Raw genomic sequence first — 15202 nt, 5'->3', positions numbered from 1 at the left:
TCAGGACTCGGTGACCGGGCGCATCGCGAGGCCCTCGGTGCCGGCCCAGTCGGTGACGCGCTGGCCGTCGTCGGCCTCGAACGAGGTGACCGGCATCTTCACCTTGACCGGCTTCTCCGGCTCGGTCTCACCGCCGGGGCTGCCGAGGCCGACGGTCATCGACTTCACCGTGTAGGTGTCCAGGTGGCCGCCGGTGGCGAGGATGCCGGCGTACGCCTTCTCGCCCGGGGCGAGGGTGACGACCTCGTCCGCACCGCCGGCCATCACCGGGGCGGGGCGCTGGGCGTTGCCGAGCATGACGACGGGGTAGCTGTGGACGGCGCACTTCTTGGCGCCCTTGTTGGTGGCGACGAGCATCAGGTGGCGGACGTTCTCACCCGGGCCGTCGTAGTTCGTGACCTTGAAGGAAAGGTCCGCCATCTGGCAGAGGTCAGCGGAGTCGTCCACCGGCTCCGTCGGGGTTGTGGACTTCGTTCTGGTTGCCGAAGTAGTTGCGCTGGGCGACGGAGTGGTGCTGCTTTGCGCGGTCGGTGTGCTGCCCCGGTCCGACGGCTTGCCGCCGTCCGAGGACGCGTCGGTCGTGCCGCAGGCCGCGGCCGTCAGGAGCGCGGCGGCCGCGCCGGCTCCCAGTACATATGTTCTGAATCTGCCGAGACCTTGACGGTTCCCCCGGGCGACAACGTTCATTGCGGTTCCCCTCGTCGAACTGCGTCGTTAACTCGCATGACTGACGCGCCACGCCCGGCTAAAGTTGTGCCGAGCTTAGGAGACAGAGGGAGGTGGGGTTGATGACCGCGCGATTCTGCGCTGCCGCACGTCCGGCAGCGTGCACGGCCGTCAACCACACTCGTCAACTCTGAAAGGGATCTCCGTTGTCCAACGCCTGGAACACCCGTGTCGAGATCGACTCCGACCTCGAACCGCTGCGCGACATCACCCGGGACGCCTTCGGCCGCCAGTTCGAGGTGGACTTTCTCGACGCGCACCGCGCCGAACCGGCCGCCTGGATCCCCGGGCTGATGTTCGTTGCCACTGACTCCGATGACCGGCCGGTCGGGTACGCACTGCTCACCCGTGGGTACGTCGATGACGTGCCGATCCTGGCGCTCAGCCCGGTGGCCGTACTCCCCGCGTACCAACGGCAAGGTGTCGGTGATGCCGCCGTACGGGCGGCGCTGGCGGCTGCGCGTGAGCGCACCGAACCGGCGGTTGTCGTGCTCGGGCACGACACGTACTACCCGCGGTTCGGGTTCCGGCCGGCGAGCGAGTTCGGCATCCATCACCCGAAGTACGGCGGGCCGCACCTGATGGCGCTCGCTCTCGGCGAGGATCCCGTGCCGACCGGGACCCTCAGCTACCCGATCGACATGTGACCGGCCCGCCCGGCGGGTCTGGTCAAGCTTTCACTCAAACTCGCCGAATCACTTGCGCAGGCTCCTTGTATACATGAAACAGTCGACAGTACCCCGCCTACACAGGAGCATGCGATGACTCGTCGACTCGCACTGAACCGCTTCATCTCCCGCCGGGCACCTGTCGGAGCCGGCGCGGCCGTGGTCGCGCTGGCTCTGGCCGGTACGGCGTGCTCGCCCGTGCAGCCCGCCGGCGACAGCCCGTCGGGAGGTACGTCGTCCGCCGGGCAGGACGTCTTCGGGGCGGCGGCCGACGCGGCGCAGGTCAAGCAGGGCGGGACGTTGACGGTCGCGCTGTCCGCGGATCCGGACAAGCTCGACCCGACGCTGTCCCGCAGCCTGTACTCGCGGTACGTCTTCCACACGATGTGCGAGAAGCTGTACGACCTGGACCCAAACGCGAAGGTCGTCCCGCAGCTCGCGACCGCGTTGCCGACCGTCTCGGCGGACGGCCGCAGCCTGACGATCCCGCTCAAGCAGGGTGTTAAGTTCGCCGACGGCGGCACCTTCGACTCGAACGCGGTGAAGATCTCGCTGAACCGCGACCTGACGCTGGCCGGTTCCGCGCGGAAGAGTGAGCTCGGCCCGATCACCTCGATCGAGACGCCGGACGCGAAGACCGTGGTGATCAAGCTGTCCAAGCCGTTCGCCCCGTTGACCGCGGCGCTCGCGGACCGGGCCGGGATGGTGCTGAGCCCGGCCGCGGTGTCGAAGCTCGGCGCGAACTTCTCGAACGCGCCGGTCTGTGTCGGCCCGTTCAAGTTCGCCAGCCGGGTCGCGCAGAACTCGATCAAGGTGGTCAAGGATCCGCTGTACTACGACGCGGCGAAGATACACCTCGACGCGATCGAGTACCGGATCATCACCGACTCCAGCATCCGGTCCGCGAACCTGAAGTCGGGTGACGCGCAGGTCGCGGACTCGCTGTCGACCCAGGACGCACCGGAGTTGCAGAAGGATTCGTCCGTCAGCGTTCTGCAGTCGCAGTCGCTCGGATACCAGGGCTTGACGATCAACATCGCCAATGCGAACGGCGTCGGCAACGCACTCAAGCCACTCGACAGCCCGCTCGCGAAGGACCCGAAGGTCCGGCAGGCACTGGCGTTGTCGATCGACCGCGAGGCACTGGTGAAGTCGATCTTCAACGGGCTGAACACGGTCGCCTGCTCGCCGATCTCGCCGCAGAGCGAGTTCACCTCGGACGCGGCGCAGGTCTGCCCGGCGCACGATCCGGCGAAGGCGAAGCAACTGCTGGCCGACGCCGGCGTGAGTACGCCGTACAAGGTCGAGATGATCACGTCCAACAACCCGGACAGCCTCCGGCTGGCGCAGGCCCTGCAGGGCATGGTGAAGGAGGGCGGGTTCGACCTCGTCATCAAGCCGGTCGAGTACGCCGCGCTGCTCGACCAGCAGGACCGCGGCGACTTCGAACTGCTCCAGCTCGGCTGGTCCGGCCGCGTCGACCCGGACGCGAACATCTACAACTTCGTCGGCACCACCGGCAGCCAGAACGTCTCCGGCTACAGCAGTCCTGACGTCGACAAGCTCCTCACCCAGGCGCGCGAGTCCACCGACCAGGCGGAGCGCGTGAAGCTGTACGGCGAGGTCGCCGGCAAGCTGCAGCAGGACGACCCGATCGTCTACCTGTACCGGCAGCGCAACCTGACCGGCGTCTCGAAGAAGCTGCTCGGCATCCAGGTCTACCCCGACGGGGTGATCCGCACCGCGTTCGCGGGGTTCGCGAAGTGAGGCGGTACCTGCTCGGGCGGCTCTGGCAGTCGGCGGTGACGCTCGTACTCGCTACGATCGTGGTGTTCGCCGGAGTACGGGCGCTGCCCGGGGATCCCGCCCTGGCGCTGGCCGGCGAGGACCGGGATCCGGAGTCGTTGCGGGCGATCCGGCAGCAGTACGGGCTCGACCAGTCGTGGCTCGTCCAGTTCTGGCAGTTCGTCAGTCATGCGGCGCGCGGCGACCTCGGGCAGTCGATCCGGACCGGTGCGCCGGTCCGGTCGATGATCGTCAGCGCGTTGCCGGTGACGATCGAGCTCTCGGTACTGGCGATCCTGATCGCGAGCGTGATCGGCGTCGGCGCGGGCGTGCTCGCCGCCGTACGGCGTGGACGGCCGGCGGAGTGGGCCGCGAACGGGCTGGCGTTGCTCGGCCTGTCGGTGCCGCACTTCTGGCTCGGGCTGATGGCGATCCTGTACCTGTCCGTTGCCCTCGGCCTCTTTCCGGCGTCCGGCTTCGTACCGTTCTTCAGCAACCCGATCGCGAACCTGCACCACCTGATCCTGCCCGCGCTGATCCTCGGCACCGGGCTGGCCGCGGTGATCATGCGGCAGACCCGGTCGTCGATGCTCGACGCGTTGTCGGCCGACTACATCCGGACCGCGGAGGCCAAGGGCCTGCCGCCCCGGGCCGTCGTCGGAAAGCATGCCCTACGCAACAGTCTCATCGTCGTGGTGACGGTGGTCGGGCTGCAGCTCGGGGCGCTGATCTCCGGGGCGGTCGTCACCGAACGGATCTTCGCGCTGCCCGGCTTCGGCAAGCTGACCGTGGACGCGGTGTTCCAGCGCGACTACCCGGTCATCCAGGCGGTCGTCCTGGTCACGGCGACGGCGTACATCGTCATCAATCTGCTCGTCGACCTGCTGTACTCCGTGATCGATCCGCGCATCCGGGTCCGAGGTGAGGTGTGATGGCCGTCGCCGAAGCAGTGACCGCCGCACCGCTGCGGAGCAACCGGCGGCGGGTGGTTCGCCGGATTCTCCACAATCCACTGGCCCTCACCGGGCTGGCGGTGCTGGCGATCGCGGTGGTCCTCGCGGTCTTCGCGAACTGGCTCGCGCCGCACGAGCCCACCCAGAACCATCTCGACCACGCGTTCGCGCCGCCGGGAACCGCCGGGTACGTGCTCGGCACCGACGACCTCGGCCGCGATGTGCTGTCCCGGATCATGTTCGGGCTCCGCGCGTCGCTGCACGTCGGCGTCCTCGCGGTCGCGTTCTCGCTGGTCGTCGGCGTACCGCTCGGGCTGATCGCCGGGTACTTCCGGACCGTCGACGCGCTGATCTCGCGGCTGACCGATCTCGTCCTGGCGTTCCCGTTCCTGATCCTCGCGGTCGGGCTGGCCGCGATCCGCGGGGCGAGCCTCGGCAACGCCGCAATCGCGATCGGGATCGCGCAGATCCCCGGCATGATCCGGATCGTCCGCTCCGAGACGCTCCGGCTGAAGTCGCTCGACTTCGTCGCGGCGGCGGTCGTCGAGGGCGCCGGTGACGCGTGGGTGCTCGGCCGGCACATCCTGCCCAACGCCGGGTCCGCGATCATCGTGCAGGCGACCGTCGGCATCCCGGCGGCGATCCTCGGCGAGGCCGTGCTGTCGTTCCTCGGGCTCGGCATTCAGCCGCCGGCGCCCAGCCTCGGCACGATGCTCGCGGACGCGCAGCAGTTCGCGTCCCGGGCGCCGTGGGCCGCGGTGATGCCGGGTGTCGCGATCATGCTGCTCACGCTGGCGTTCAACATCGTCGGCGACAGCCTCCGCGACGCCCTCGACCCGAAGGCGAGCCGCCGATGAGACCTGTCCTCACTCTGCACGAACTCTCGGTCAGCTTCCGGACCGAGGACGGACCGCTGTCCGCCGTCGACCGGGTCAGCCTGGAAGTAGGAGACGGCGAAGTACTCGCGGTGGTCGGCGAGTCCGGCTGCGGGAAGAGCGTCACCGCGATGAGTATCGCCGGCCTGCTCCCCCGGACCGCGACCGTCACCGGCTCGGTCGTCCTGGACGGCACCGAGCTGATCGGCGCCGGCAAGCGCACGCTGCGCTCGGTGCGCGGGCGCGAGGTGGCGTACATCTTCCAGGAGCCGATGACATCGCTGAACCCGGTCTTCACGGTCGGCCACCAGATCGTCGAGGTACTGCGGACCCATGTCGGACTGAGCCGCCAGGCCGCCAGGGCGCGCGCGGTCGAACTGCTCAAGCTGGTCGGCATCCCGTCCGCCGAACGCCGGATCGGCGACTACCCGCACCAGCTGTCCGGCGGGATGCGGCAGCGCGTGATGATCGCGATGGCCGTCGCCTGCGACCCGAAGGTGCTGATCGCCGACGAGCCCACGACCGCGCTCGACGTGACGATCCAGGCGGGCATTCTCGACGTACTGCGAGGGCTCCGGGAACGCCTCGGGACGAGCATCGTGCTGATCACGCACGACCTCGGCGTCGTCGCGGACCTGGCCGACCGGGTCGCGGTGATGTACGCCGGACGAGTGGTGGAGACCGCCGACGTCCACGAGTTGTTCGCGCATCCGCGGCACCCGTACACGAGCGGGCTGCTCGGCGCGTCCCCCGCGGCCGCCCGGTCCGCGGAATCCCAACGGCTGAACGAGATTCCCGGGCTTGTACCGGTACTGAGCGAGCAGCCCGATGCCTGCACGTTCGCCGACCGTTGTCCGCGGATGCTCGACACCTGTACGACGTCCCAGCCCGCGTTGAGCGACGGACCGCATCGCGTGGCCTGCTGGAACGCCGCCCGAGTGGAGGTCTGAATGGATGCCCTGGAAGTCGAGGATCTGGTCATGCACTTCGGTCCGGTCCGGGCCGTCGACGGCATCACGCTCAGGATCCGGGAAGGGTCCGTGGTCGCGTTGGTCGGTGAGAGCGGCTCCGGCAAGTCGACCGTCGGCCGCTGCGTCGTCCGGCTGCTCGAACCGACCGGAGGCACGGTCCGGCTCGCGGGCGCCGACGTCACGCATCTGAACCGCCGTCAGCTCAGGCCGCATCGTCGCAACGTGTCGATCGTGTTCCAGGATCCCGCCGGGTCGCTGGATCCGCGGCTCTCGGTGGGCGACATCGTCGGGGAACCACTCCGGCTGATGCGGCGCGGCGACGTACCGAACCGGGTCGCGGAGGAGCTGCGGCGGGTCGGGCTGCGGCCCGAGGTCGCGCAGCGGGCGCCGCACGAGCTGTCGGGTGGTCAGCGGCAGCGGGTCAGCATCGCCCGAGCGTTGATCTCGGAGCCACGGTTGTTGGTCGCGGACGAGCCGACGAGCGCGCTCGACGTGTCGGTGCAGGCGGCCGTACTGAACCTGCTCGCCGACCTGCAGCGGGACCTCGGGTTCGCGTGCCTGTTCATCACGCACGACCTGTCCGCGGTCGAGTACCTCGCCGACGAGGTCGCGGTGATGTACCTCGGGCAGCTCGTCGAGCAGGGTCCGCGGCGGCGGACCTTCGGGCGGCCGGCGCACCCGTACACCCAGTCGCTGCTGTCCGCGGCGCCGGTCCCCGATCCGGTCCAGCAGCGCGCCCGGCGGCCGGTGCTGCTCGGCGACGACCTGCCGTCGGCGATCGACCCGCCGCCCGGCTGCCGCTTCCACACCAGGTGCCCGGTCGCGGTGGACACATGCCGGACGGTCGTGCCGCAACCGCGCACGATCGGCGAAGGTGGACACCAGGTGGCCTGCCACCTCGTGCACGACGACGGAACCGGACCAGACGTAAGACTTACTCAAGGAGCGGCTTCATGACCTTCACCACCCGGCCGACTTTGCGCGGTACGTTCGGGATGGTCTCGTCCACGCACTGGCTCGCGTCGCAGTCCGCGATGCGGATCCTCGAGCTCGGCGGGAACGCGTTCGACGCGGGTGCCGCGGCCGGGTTCGTGCTGCACGTGGTCGAGCCGCACCTCAACGGGCCGGGCGGTGAGGTACCGGCGATCATCGCGACCGCCGACGACCCGGTGCCGCGGGTCCTGTGCGGGCAGGGCGTCGCGCCCGCGGGGGCGACGATCGAGCACTATCGGTCGCTCGGGCTCAGCCTCGTACCTGGATCCGGTCCGCTCGCGGCGACCGTGCCCGGGGCCGTGGACGCGTGGCTGCTGCTGCTCCGCGATCACGGGACGCTGCCGCTGAACGTCGTACTCGAGCCGGCCATCGAGTACGCGCGGAACGGGCATCCGCTGGTGCCTCGGATCGCGGACACGATCGGGGCCGTGCAGGAGCTGTTCGAGCAGCACTGGCCGACGTCGGCGGCGCTCTGGCTGAAGGACGGGCGGGCGGTGACCGGGGGGTTCAGGAACCCGGCGTACGCCGAGACGCTCGAGCGGCTGGTCGGCTCGGCGACCGGTGGTGACCGGGAGGAGCAGATCGAGCGGGCGCGGAAGGCCTGGCGGGAAGGATTCGTCGCGGAGGCGGTGGACAAGTTCTCGCGGATCCCGCATCGGGACTCGAGCGGGGAGGATCACGGCGGGCTGATCACGGGCGCGGACATGGCGGCGTTCGAGGCGAGCTGGGAGGACCCGGCGACGTACGACTGGAACGGGTACACGGTGGCGAAGACCGGGCCGTGGGGGCAGGGGCCGGGGTTGTTGCAGTCGCTCGCGGTGCTGGCGGCGCTCGGTGAGGTGGACCTCGACAGTGCGGAGGGCGTGCATGCGACGGTCGAGGTGATGAAGCTTTCGTACGCGGACCGGGAGGCGTGGTACGGGGACGGGTACGACGTACCGCTGGAGACGCTGCTCTCCCCCGCGTATGCGGCCGAGCGGGCGAAATTGGTGGGGGCGGAGGCGTCGCTGGAGTTGCGGCCGGGGCGGCCGGACGGACGTACGCCGGTCTTGCCGTCGGTTGCTGTTGGCAACGAGACGGGTGATGCGACGACCGGTGAGCCGACCGTGTCGCCAGTGGGTGAGACGCGGGGCGACACGTGTCATGTGGATGTCGTGGATCGGTGGGGGAACATGATCTCCGCGACGCCGAGCGGTGGGTGGCTGCAGTCGTCGCCGACCATTCCGGAGCTCGGGTTCTGTCTGGGGAGCCGGGCGCAGATGTTCTGGTTGGAGGAGGGGTTGCCGGCTTCGCTCGCGCCCGGGAAGCGGCCGCGGACGACGCTGACGCCGACGTTGGTGCTGCGGGACGGGGCTGCGGTGATGGCTTGTGGGTCGCCCGGTGGCGATCAGCAGGATCAGTGGCAGTTGCTGTTCTTGCTGCGGCACCTGGGGGCGGGGGTTGATCTGCAGGAGGCTGTTGACGCACCGGCTTGGCATACGACCGGGTTCCCGTCGTCGTTCTACCCGCGGGCGACGGAACCGGGTGGACTGGTGATCGAGAGCCGGGTCGGCGCGGCGATCCGCGACGAACTGGTACGCCGCGGCCACGTCGTCACCGAGTCCGACCCATGGAGCCTCGGCCGCCTGTGCGCCGTACGCAAAGAACCCGACGGTGTACTAGCCGCCGCAGCCAACCCCCGAGGCATGCAGGGCTACGCGGTAGGCCGCTGAATCAAGGCGGCTTGGGCGGCGGCTTGGACGTGGTGGCGGGCGGCGTTGGTGGCTTCGGTGGGGTTGCGGGCTTCGATGGCGTTGACGAGGTGGGTGTGTTCGTCCAGGGAGTGGGGGGCTCGGTGGGCGGCGCCGGTGCGGAAGACTCGGTGGACGTGGTGGTAGAGGGCGGCTGACATCGACTGGAGCCAGCGGTTGGCGCTGACGTCGAGGACTGCGCGGTGGAAGTCGCTGTTCAGTTCGGCGACCCGGTCGAGGTCGCCGGCCGCGGTGGCCGCGGCGGCCTGGTCGATCAGCGTGCGCAGGCCGGCGATCCCGGCCGCCGTCGCGCGTTCCGCCGCCTGCCCGGCGGCCAGCGTCTCCAGCTGCTCCCGGACCGCGAACAGGTCCCGCACCGCCGTCTCGTCGAGGGTGGTGACCACCGCGCCGCGCCGCGGCAGGATCTCCACGAACCCCTCCGCCTCGACCACCCGCAACGCCTCGCGAACGGGATTGCGCGACACCCCGAAGTCGTCCGCGACCCGCGTCTCGGTCAGCCGTTCGCCCTCGCCGTACTCGCCGTCGACGATCCGCCGGCGCAGTTCGGCGAGCACCTGCTCGCGGAGCGCGACGTGATCGGCACCGACCGTACGGATCGGTCGTACTGCGTCCAGTTCCGCCACCCCAGGCTCCTCTCCCCGCTCCGGCTTCGCGTCACCGTAGCCGATCCCCGGCGCCCGGCAACACGATCGGGCACGTGGTCCCGCGCCGCGTTATGTTGACGGCTTGACCATCAGACTGATTCCCCTCACCGACCCCGACTTCCGCCCGTTGAGCCGGCGGATCGCGTGGCTGGCCGCGCACGCCGACGGTACGCCGGCCGGGTCGGCGTTCCTCCGGCTCGACAGCCGCGGTACGCACTCGCATCTCGCCGAGTTCGAGCTGAACGTGCATCCGGCCGAACGGCGGCACGGCATCGGCACCCAACTGCTCGGCGCGGTCGCCGGCGGCGCCCGCGATCACGATGTACGGACGCTGATCACCGACGTCGACGCGGGGTCGGTCGGTGACCGGTTCCTGCAGTACCACGGGTTCGAGATCGGGCTGACGCTGATCTACGCGCGGCTCGACCTCACCCAGCGGACGCCGGACGTACCGGCGGTTCCCGGGTACCGGCTGGTGTCGTGGGAGGGTGTCGCGCCGGACGAGCTCGTGCAGACGTTCACCGACGCGCGGGTCGGGATGTCCGACGCACCGTCCGGGTCGATCTCGGCCGGGGCGGACGTCTGGGACGTTGACCGGACACGGCACGCCGCGCGGCTGATCGAGGGGCGCGGCGACCACCTGTACGTCGTCGCCGCGCTGGACGGCACCGGGCGGATGGCCGGCTTCACCGAGGTCGTCGTACCAGGTGACGGGAAGGGAGACGGTCAGCTGTACGGCACGGCGGTCCTTCCGGAGCACCGTGGCCGCGGGCTGGCGCTGTGGATGAAGGCTGCCCAGATCCACGAGACCCGCCGCCGCTTCCCCGACCTCGATGGCCTCCTCACCGACACGGTCGACACCAACATCCCGATGCGCCGTACCAACGAACGCCTCGGCTACCGCCCGCGAACCCAGGTTCACCGCCGCAAGCTCGACCTCTGAGCTACTGCCCGAGGATCTTCTGCACCGCTGCCGTGGTGATCGGGTGGTAGCCCGGGCGGGCCTTGGCGAAGACCTCGGCCGCGAAGGCCCGGTCGGTGCCGGCCAGGGCCTGGTAGACGGGAAGGACGAGTTTCATCCGGCCCACCTTGGTCAGGAACTCGGCCATTTCGGCGTACGCCGCCTCGTAGCTGCTCGCGGCCACGATCTGGTACCAGCGACGCGCGATCTCGCCGTTCGCCGTGCCGGTCAGGCCGAACGCGCGGTCCAGCTGCTGCAGCAGCACAGGGCTCAGTACGTCGGGAGCCGCGTCCAGGAACCGCAGCCACTCCTGCGTCGTCCACCGCTCCGCGCCGTGCGGCAGCTCACCGGTCGCGAGCCACGTACTGCGCGCCTCGTCCACGACCTGGAACCGCGCCGACACCGCCCGCGCCGCGAACGCCGGAATCCCCGGCTCGTACAGCCACGCGGCCAGCTCCTCGGCCGTCGCGACCTCCGGGTGCGACGCGAGCAGCGTCTCCCGCAGGTGCGCGACGAAGTCGTCGGTGTTGATGCTGCGGAACGCGAACCGGTCGAAGTACCCGCGCAGGAACGGGTCGAACACCTCCCGCGTGAACCGCTCCTCCAGCCAGGACAGGAACCACGACCCCTTCAGCGGCCCGGTCGACGTCGTCCCGTGGTACTCGGACCGGTGGTGCAGCCCGGGCAGCTCGACCGCGAGCTCGGCCGGTGTCAGCGGGTCCAGCTTGACCACGGTCGCGTGCTGCTTGATCGCGGTCTCCATCACCGAGAACTCGGTCCCGTACACCGCCTCGACGATCCGGTTCTCGACGTACGACGTGAAGCCCTCGTTCAGCCAGATGTCGTCCCAGCTGTCCTGCGTGACGAGGTTGCCCGACCAGCTGTGCGCGAGCTCGTGCGCGATCACGCTGACCAGCGACTTGTCGCCGATCACCACGGTCGGCGTCGCGAACGTCATCCGCGGGTTCTCCATCCCGCCGTACGGGAAGGACGGCGGCAGCACGAGCAGGTCGTAGCGGCCCCAGCGATACGGGCCGAAGAGCTCCTCGGTGACCCGCATCATCTCCTCGGTGTCGGCGAACTCGGTCGCCGCCTTCCGCACCGTCGCGGGCTCGGCCCACACCCCGGACCGCTCGCCGAGTGCCTCGAACACCAGGTCGCCCGCCGCGATCGCCAGCAGGTACGACGGGATCGGCTCCGGCATCACCACGTCGTACGAGCCGGTGCGCCGCGACGTCGTACCGTTGTCGGCGCTCATCAGCACCATCAGCTCCGGCGGCGCCGTGACGTGCGCGGCGTAGCTGAACCGGACGCTCGGGGTGTCCTGCAGCGGCACCCAGCTGCGCGCGTGGATCGCCTGCGACTGGCTGAACATGAACGGCAGCACGCCACCGGCGGTCATCGCCGGCTCCAGCCACTGCAGCCCGCTCGCGGTCGGCGCGGTCCGGTAGCTCACCTTGACCCGGGGATGGCCCGCGGTCGTGATCGTCAGCGCGGAACCGAGCTCCGGATCGGCGTCGGCGAGGCTGTACTCGAGCGGCTCCCAGCCGTCGTCGGTCTGCCCCTCGACACCGGTCACGGTGAGGTCGCGGGTGTCCAGAACCAGCCGGTCACCGGCACCGGTCCAGGCGAGCGTGTGCGTCGCGCTGCCGGACAGCACCTGCTGACCGAAGTCGAGCGCGAGGTCGAGCTCCAAGTGGGTCGTCCGGACCCGCTCAGGCTCGGCGTAGGAGTGGCGATCGTGCGTCAAGGGAAGCTCCCCGAGTGAGGCGTCCGAGGAACAGTACCCAGGTAAGGACCTGTTCGGGCGGCCAATCTGGGCCACCCGCACCACCGTGCCAAAACCCGCCTTCACTCCTGACTTGGCAGACTAGGCCTCATGACCATCCAGCGGACGGCCCAGGGCAACCCCGAGCTGGTGCTCAGGCGGCGCCCGTTCGGGTCCTGGCTGCTCGGACCGGCCGACCAGAGCACCCGGCGGCTGCGGATCCGGCTGCAGATCCTGATGACCACGTTCTCGATCGGCACCAACCTGATCGGCGCGCTGGTCGTGTTCGTGCTGGCCGTCTTCGTCCTGCCCGGGCCGTCGCTGGTCGACCAGCTCCAGCTCGTCGACGCGATCGTGATCCCGGCGTACTTCCTGGTCGCGATGACGATCGGCTGTGTCTGGAGCGGGCGGCTGACCCGGCGGACCACCCGCTGGATCGAGCTCGGCCGGCCCGCGACCCGGCAGGAACAGATCGCCACCCTGCAGTTGCCGCTGCGGCTGACGCTGATCGAGGTGTTGCTCTGGCTGGTCGCGGCCGTGTTCTTCACCGTGATGACGCTGATGCTGCAGCCCGCGAACGCGCTGCGCGTCGCGCTGACCGTGATCGACGGCGCGATCATCACCTGCTCGGTGTCGTACCTGCTGACCGAGTTCGCACTCCGTCCGGTCGCGGCGCGGGCGCTGGCCGATTCGCCGCCGCCACGACGCCTGCTCGCGGCCGGGTTGAAGGCGCGGACGCTGTTCTTCTGGGCGGTCGGGTCCGCCGTACCGGTCGCGGGCCTGATGCTGGCCGCCGTACTCGCGCTGATCGAGCGGGACGTGACCACGACCCGGATGGCCGTGGTGATCCTTGCCCTCGGCATCGTGGCGCTCGGCAACGGCTACCTGCTCACCTGGTTGTCGGCGAAGTCGGTGGTGGCGCCGGTCCGCTCGGTACGGGACGCGCTCAGCCTGATCGGCGAGGGCCGGCTGGATGTCAGCATCCCGGTCTTCGACGGCACCGAGCTCGGGTCGCTGCAGGCCGGGTTCAACCGGATGACCGACGGACTGCGCGAACGCGAGCGGATCCGCGACGTCTTCGGGCGGTACGTCGGTCCCGGCGTCGTACGGGAGGCGCTGACGAGTGAACGGCTCGGCGGCGAGGAGCGGTTCGCCGCCGTACTGTTCGTCGACCTGGTCGGGTCCACCGAGCTGGCCACGCAGCGGCCGCCGACCGAGGTGGTGCAGCTGCTGAACCGGTTCTTCGCGATCGTGGTCGCCGAGGTCGATCGGCAGGGCGGGTTCGTGAACAAGTTTGCGGGCGATGCCGCGCTGGCGATCTTCGGGGCGCCGGCCGAGCTGCCGGATCCCGCGGGCAGCGCGCTCGCCGCGGGGCGGGAGCTGGCCCGGCGGCTGGCCGACGAGTTGCCCGAGGCAACCGCCGGGCTCGGCATCACCGCGGGCGTCGTGGTGGCCGGCACGGTCGGCGACGTACGGCGGCACGAGTACACGGTGATCGGCGACTCGGTGAACGAGGCCGCGCGGCTCAGTGAGCTCGCGAAGACCGCGCCCGGGCGGTTGATCGCGTCGATGACCGCGGTCGAGGAGGCGGCGACGGCCGAGTCGGATCAGTGGCGGCAGAGCGAGCTGGTCACGGTGCGGGGACGGTCGGTCCCGACGCGGCTCGCGGTCCCTCAGTGATCAGCTGATGGAGCAGCGCGGCGCCGTACAGCATCGCCTTGGTCTGGCGGTCGTGGGCGGCACGACGTTCGGCGATCGCGGTCCGGAGCGCCTCGGTGCTGCCGGTACGGCGTAGTCCGTCGAGGACGGGCCTGATCTGCTCGAAGTAGTACCGGCCCTGGCGGAGCATGTGGATGATGCGCGCATCCCGGACCTCCTCGGGGCCGTACCGGCGGTACTTCGTCCCCGGCTCGCGGGTCGGCGCCAGTAGGCCGGCGGCCTCCCAGACGCGGAGCGCCGACGTACGGATGCCGAGGCGGTGCGCCAGCTCCCCCACGAGCAACGACGGCCCCGTCACCGGATGCTCGTCGACGTACTCCGCCGCCAACGCCGCGAGCGCATCGCTGGCGGCATCGGTCGCCTGGCGTTGTTGGTGCAGCGCGGCATGCGCGGCGTCGACGAGCCGGTACGCGAGCGCCTCGTCGCCCTCGTGTACGGCGCGCATGATCGCGGTCGCCGTCTCCGCACCGAAGCCCGGCGCGAGCGCGCGGTACGTCAGCAGAGCCTGGACATGCTCCGGGCCGTACTGCCGGTACCCGCTGTCGGAGCGCGGCGACGGCGGCAGGATGCCGTCCGCCTCATAGTTGCGGACGAGCTGGGTCGAGACCCCGGCGCGACGGGCCAGGTCGACCGGGCGGAGCGCTTTAGCGGCCACCGGCGACGTCTACCGTCGACCCGGTCATGTACGACGAACGGTCCGACGCCAGGAACGCGATCACCTCGGCGACCTCCTCCGCCCTCCCCGGACGGGCCAGCGGCGGCGTCGTCCCGATCCGGTCCAGCCGTCCCGGCTCGTGGATCTCGGTCTCGATCAGGCCGGGGCGGACGCCGAGCACACGGACGCCCTCCTTCGCGACCTCGTTGCCCAGGCCGACCGTCAACGCGTCCACGGCGGCCTTGCTCGCGGCGTAGTCGACGTACTCCCCCGCCGACCCGAGCACCGCGGCGCGCGACGAGACGTTGACGATGACGCCGCCGTTCCCGCCGTACGCCGTGGACATCCGGCGGACCGCGGCGCCGGCGACCAGGAACGCGCTGATCGAGTTGATCCGGAAGACCCGTTCCAGCCGCGCGGCGTCGTACTCCGCGACCCGGCCGGACGGCGAGACCACGCCCGCGTTGTTGATCACGGCACCGATCGGGCCCAGCTCGGCCGTCACGGTGTCGAACAGCCGCTCGACCTGGTCAGCCTCGACCACGTCGGCCTGGACGGCCACCGCGCGGCGGCCGAGTTCCGCGCAGGCCTTGACCACCCGCGCGGCCTCGTCGGCCTGCGTCCGGTAGTTCACGCCCACGTCCCAACCGTCCGCGGCCAGCGCGAGCGCTGCGGCCGCCCCGATCCCGCGGCTTCCTCCGGTGACCAGCACAACCCGACTCATGCGGGCCAG

Annotated in this window: 14 protein-coding genes; 9 read left to right on the top strand and 5 right to left on the bottom strand. The window is 70.4% G+C overall.

Features of this window, described 5'->3' with window-relative positions:
• Positions 1 to 420: a DUF4232 domain-containing protein gene (locus ACQHIV_RS09105; protein WP_427893032.1), complete on the bottom strand. Its 420-nt coding sequence runs from the start codon at positions 418 to 420 to the stop codon at positions 1 to 3.
• Between the two features lie 452 nt (positions 421 to 872).
• Between ACQHIV_RS09105 and ACQHIV_RS09100 the strand changes: the two genes are divergently transcribed.
• The 7 genes from ACQHIV_RS09100 to ACQHIV_RS09070 all read left to right on the top strand — a co-directional run bounded on the left by ACQHIV_RS09100 (position 873) and on the right by ACQHIV_RS09070 (position 8683).
• Positions 873 to 1373 (top strand): GNAT family N-acetyltransferase, encoded by a 501-nt coding sequence (locus ACQHIV_RS09100; RefSeq protein WP_427893031.1) that lies wholly within the window; start codon positions 873 to 875, stop codon positions 1371 to 1373.
• A gap of 114 nt (positions 1374 to 1487) precedes the next feature.
• The gene (locus tag ACQHIV_RS09095) at positions 1488 to 3161 is read left to right on the top strand and encodes an ABC transporter substrate-binding protein (RefSeq protein WP_427893030.1); all 1674 of its coding nucleotides are present in this window, start codon (positions 1488 to 1490) and stop codon (positions 3159 to 3161) included.
• Positions 3158 to 4111 (top strand): ABC transporter permease, encoded by a 954-nt coding sequence (locus ACQHIV_RS09090; protein ID WP_427893029.1) that lies wholly within the window; start codon positions 3158 to 3160, stop codon positions 4109 to 4111. The genes ACQHIV_RS09095 and ACQHIV_RS09090 overlap by 4 nt, the downstream gene beginning before the upstream one ends.
• Positions 4111 to 4989, top strand: coding sequence for an ABC transporter permease (locus ACQHIV_RS09085; protein WP_427893028.1), 879 nt, complete (start codon positions 4111 to 4113; stop codon positions 4987 to 4989). The genes ACQHIV_RS09090 and ACQHIV_RS09085 overlap by 1 nt, the downstream gene beginning before the upstream one ends.
• On the top strand, positions 4986 to 5957 hold the full coding sequence (locus tag ACQHIV_RS09080) for an ABC transporter ATP-binding protein (RefSeq protein ID WP_427893027.1): 972 nt from the start codon (positions 4986 to 4988) through the stop codon (positions 5955 to 5957). The genes ACQHIV_RS09085 and ACQHIV_RS09080 overlap by 4 nt, the downstream gene beginning before the upstream one ends.
• Positions 5958 to 6935: an ABC transporter ATP-binding protein gene (locus ACQHIV_RS09075; protein ID WP_427893026.1), complete on the top strand. Its 978-nt coding sequence runs from the start codon at positions 5958 to 5960 to the stop codon at positions 6933 to 6935.
• A complete protein-coding gene (locus ACQHIV_RS09070; RefSeq protein ID WP_427893025.1) occupies positions 6932 to 8683 on the top strand; it encodes a gamma-glutamyltransferase family protein in 1752 nt (583 codons plus the stop codon). Before ACQHIV_RS09075 ends, ACQHIV_RS09070 begins: the two co-directional genes overlap by 4 nt.
• On the opposite strand, the gene ACQHIV_RS09065 is transcribed toward ACQHIV_RS09070, so the two are convergent.
• A complete protein-coding gene (locus ACQHIV_RS09065; protein ID WP_427893024.1) occupies positions 8665 to 9345 on the bottom strand; it encodes a GntR family transcriptional regulator in 681 nt (226 codons plus the stop codon). The genes ACQHIV_RS09070 and ACQHIV_RS09065 overlap by 19 nt on opposite strands.
• A 103-nt stretch (positions 9346 to 9448) precedes the next feature.
• On the opposite strand from ACQHIV_RS09065, the gene ACQHIV_RS09060 reads away from it, so the two are divergent.
• Entirely contained in the window at positions 9449 to 10309 is an 861-nt protein-coding gene (locus tag ACQHIV_RS09060; protein ID WP_427893023.1) for a GNAT family N-acetyltransferase, read from the top strand.
• 1 nt (position 10310) lies between these two features.
• Here ACQHIV_RS09060 and ACQHIV_RS09055 read toward each other — a convergent pair whose 3' ends face one another.
• Complete coding sequence (locus ACQHIV_RS09055; protein WP_427893022.1) at positions 10311 to 12077, bottom strand: M1 family metallopeptidase; 1767 nt, start codon at positions 12075 to 12077, stop codon at positions 10311 to 10313.
• 129 nt (positions 12078 to 12206) lie between these two features.
• On the opposite strand from ACQHIV_RS09055, the gene ACQHIV_RS09050 reads away from it, so the two are divergent.
• The gene (locus ACQHIV_RS09050) at positions 12207 to 13775 is read left to right on the top strand and encodes an adenylate/guanylate cyclase domain-containing protein (RefSeq protein ID WP_427893021.1); all 1569 of its coding nucleotides are present in this window, start codon (positions 12207 to 12209) and stop codon (positions 13773 to 13775) included.
• On the opposite strand, the gene ACQHIV_RS09045 is transcribed toward ACQHIV_RS09050, so the two are convergent.
• Positions 13726 to 14469 (bottom strand): MerR family transcriptional regulator, encoded by a 744-nt coding sequence (locus ACQHIV_RS09045; RefSeq protein ID WP_427893020.1) that lies wholly within the window; start codon positions 14467 to 14469, stop codon positions 13726 to 13728. The genes ACQHIV_RS09050 and ACQHIV_RS09045 overlap by 50 nt on opposite strands.
• A complete protein-coding gene (locus ACQHIV_RS09040) occupies positions 14459 to 15193 on the bottom strand; it encodes an SDR family oxidoreductase (RefSeq protein WP_427893019.1) in 735 nt (244 codons plus the stop codon). The genes ACQHIV_RS09045 and ACQHIV_RS09040 overlap by 11 nt, the downstream gene beginning before the upstream one ends.
• Positions 15194 to 15202 lie beyond the last annotated feature (9 nt).

The sequence above is a fragment of the Kribbella polygonati genome, from assembly GCF_050320105.1.
In the GTDB taxonomy this organism is placed as follows: Bacteria; Actinomycetota; Actinomycetes; order Propionibacteriales; family Kribbellaceae; genus Kribbella.
This window is presented reverse-complemented; position numbering and strand designations above follow the sequence as displayed.

Excerpts from the sequence above, each read along its gene's own strand:
- ACQHIV_RS09105 (WP_427893032.1), bottom strand. The coding sequence starts at position 420 with ATGGCGGACCTTTCCTTCAAGGTCACGAACTACGACGGCCCGGGTGAG.
- ACQHIV_RS09095 (WP_427893030.1), top strand. The coding sequence starts at position 1,488 with ATGACTCGTCGACTCGCACTGAACCGCTTCATCTCCCGCCGGGCACCT.
- ACQHIV_RS09085 (WP_427893028.1), top strand. The coding sequence starts at position 4,111 with ATGGCCGTCGCCGAAGCAGTGACCGCCGCACCGCTGCGGAGCAACCGG.
- ACQHIV_RS09080 (WP_427893027.1), top strand. The coding sequence starts at position 4,986 with ATGAGACCTGTCCTCACTCTGCACGAACTCTCGGTCAGCTTCCGGACC.
- ACQHIV_RS09075 (WP_427893026.1), top strand. The coding sequence starts at position 5,958 with ATGGATGCCCTGGAAGTCGAGGATCTGGTCATGCACTTCGGTCCGGTC.
- ACQHIV_RS09070 (WP_427893025.1), top strand. The coding sequence starts at position 6,932 with ATGACCTTCACCACCCGGCCGACTTTGCGCGGTACGTTCGGGATGGTC.
- ACQHIV_RS09050 (WP_427893021.1), top strand. The coding sequence starts at position 12,207 with ATGACCATCCAGCGGACGGCCCAGGGCAACCCCGAGCTGGTGCTCAGG.
- ACQHIV_RS09040 (WP_427893019.1), bottom strand. The coding sequence starts at position 15,193 with ATGAGTCGGGTTGTGCTGGTCACCGGAGGAAGCCGCGGGATCGGGGCG.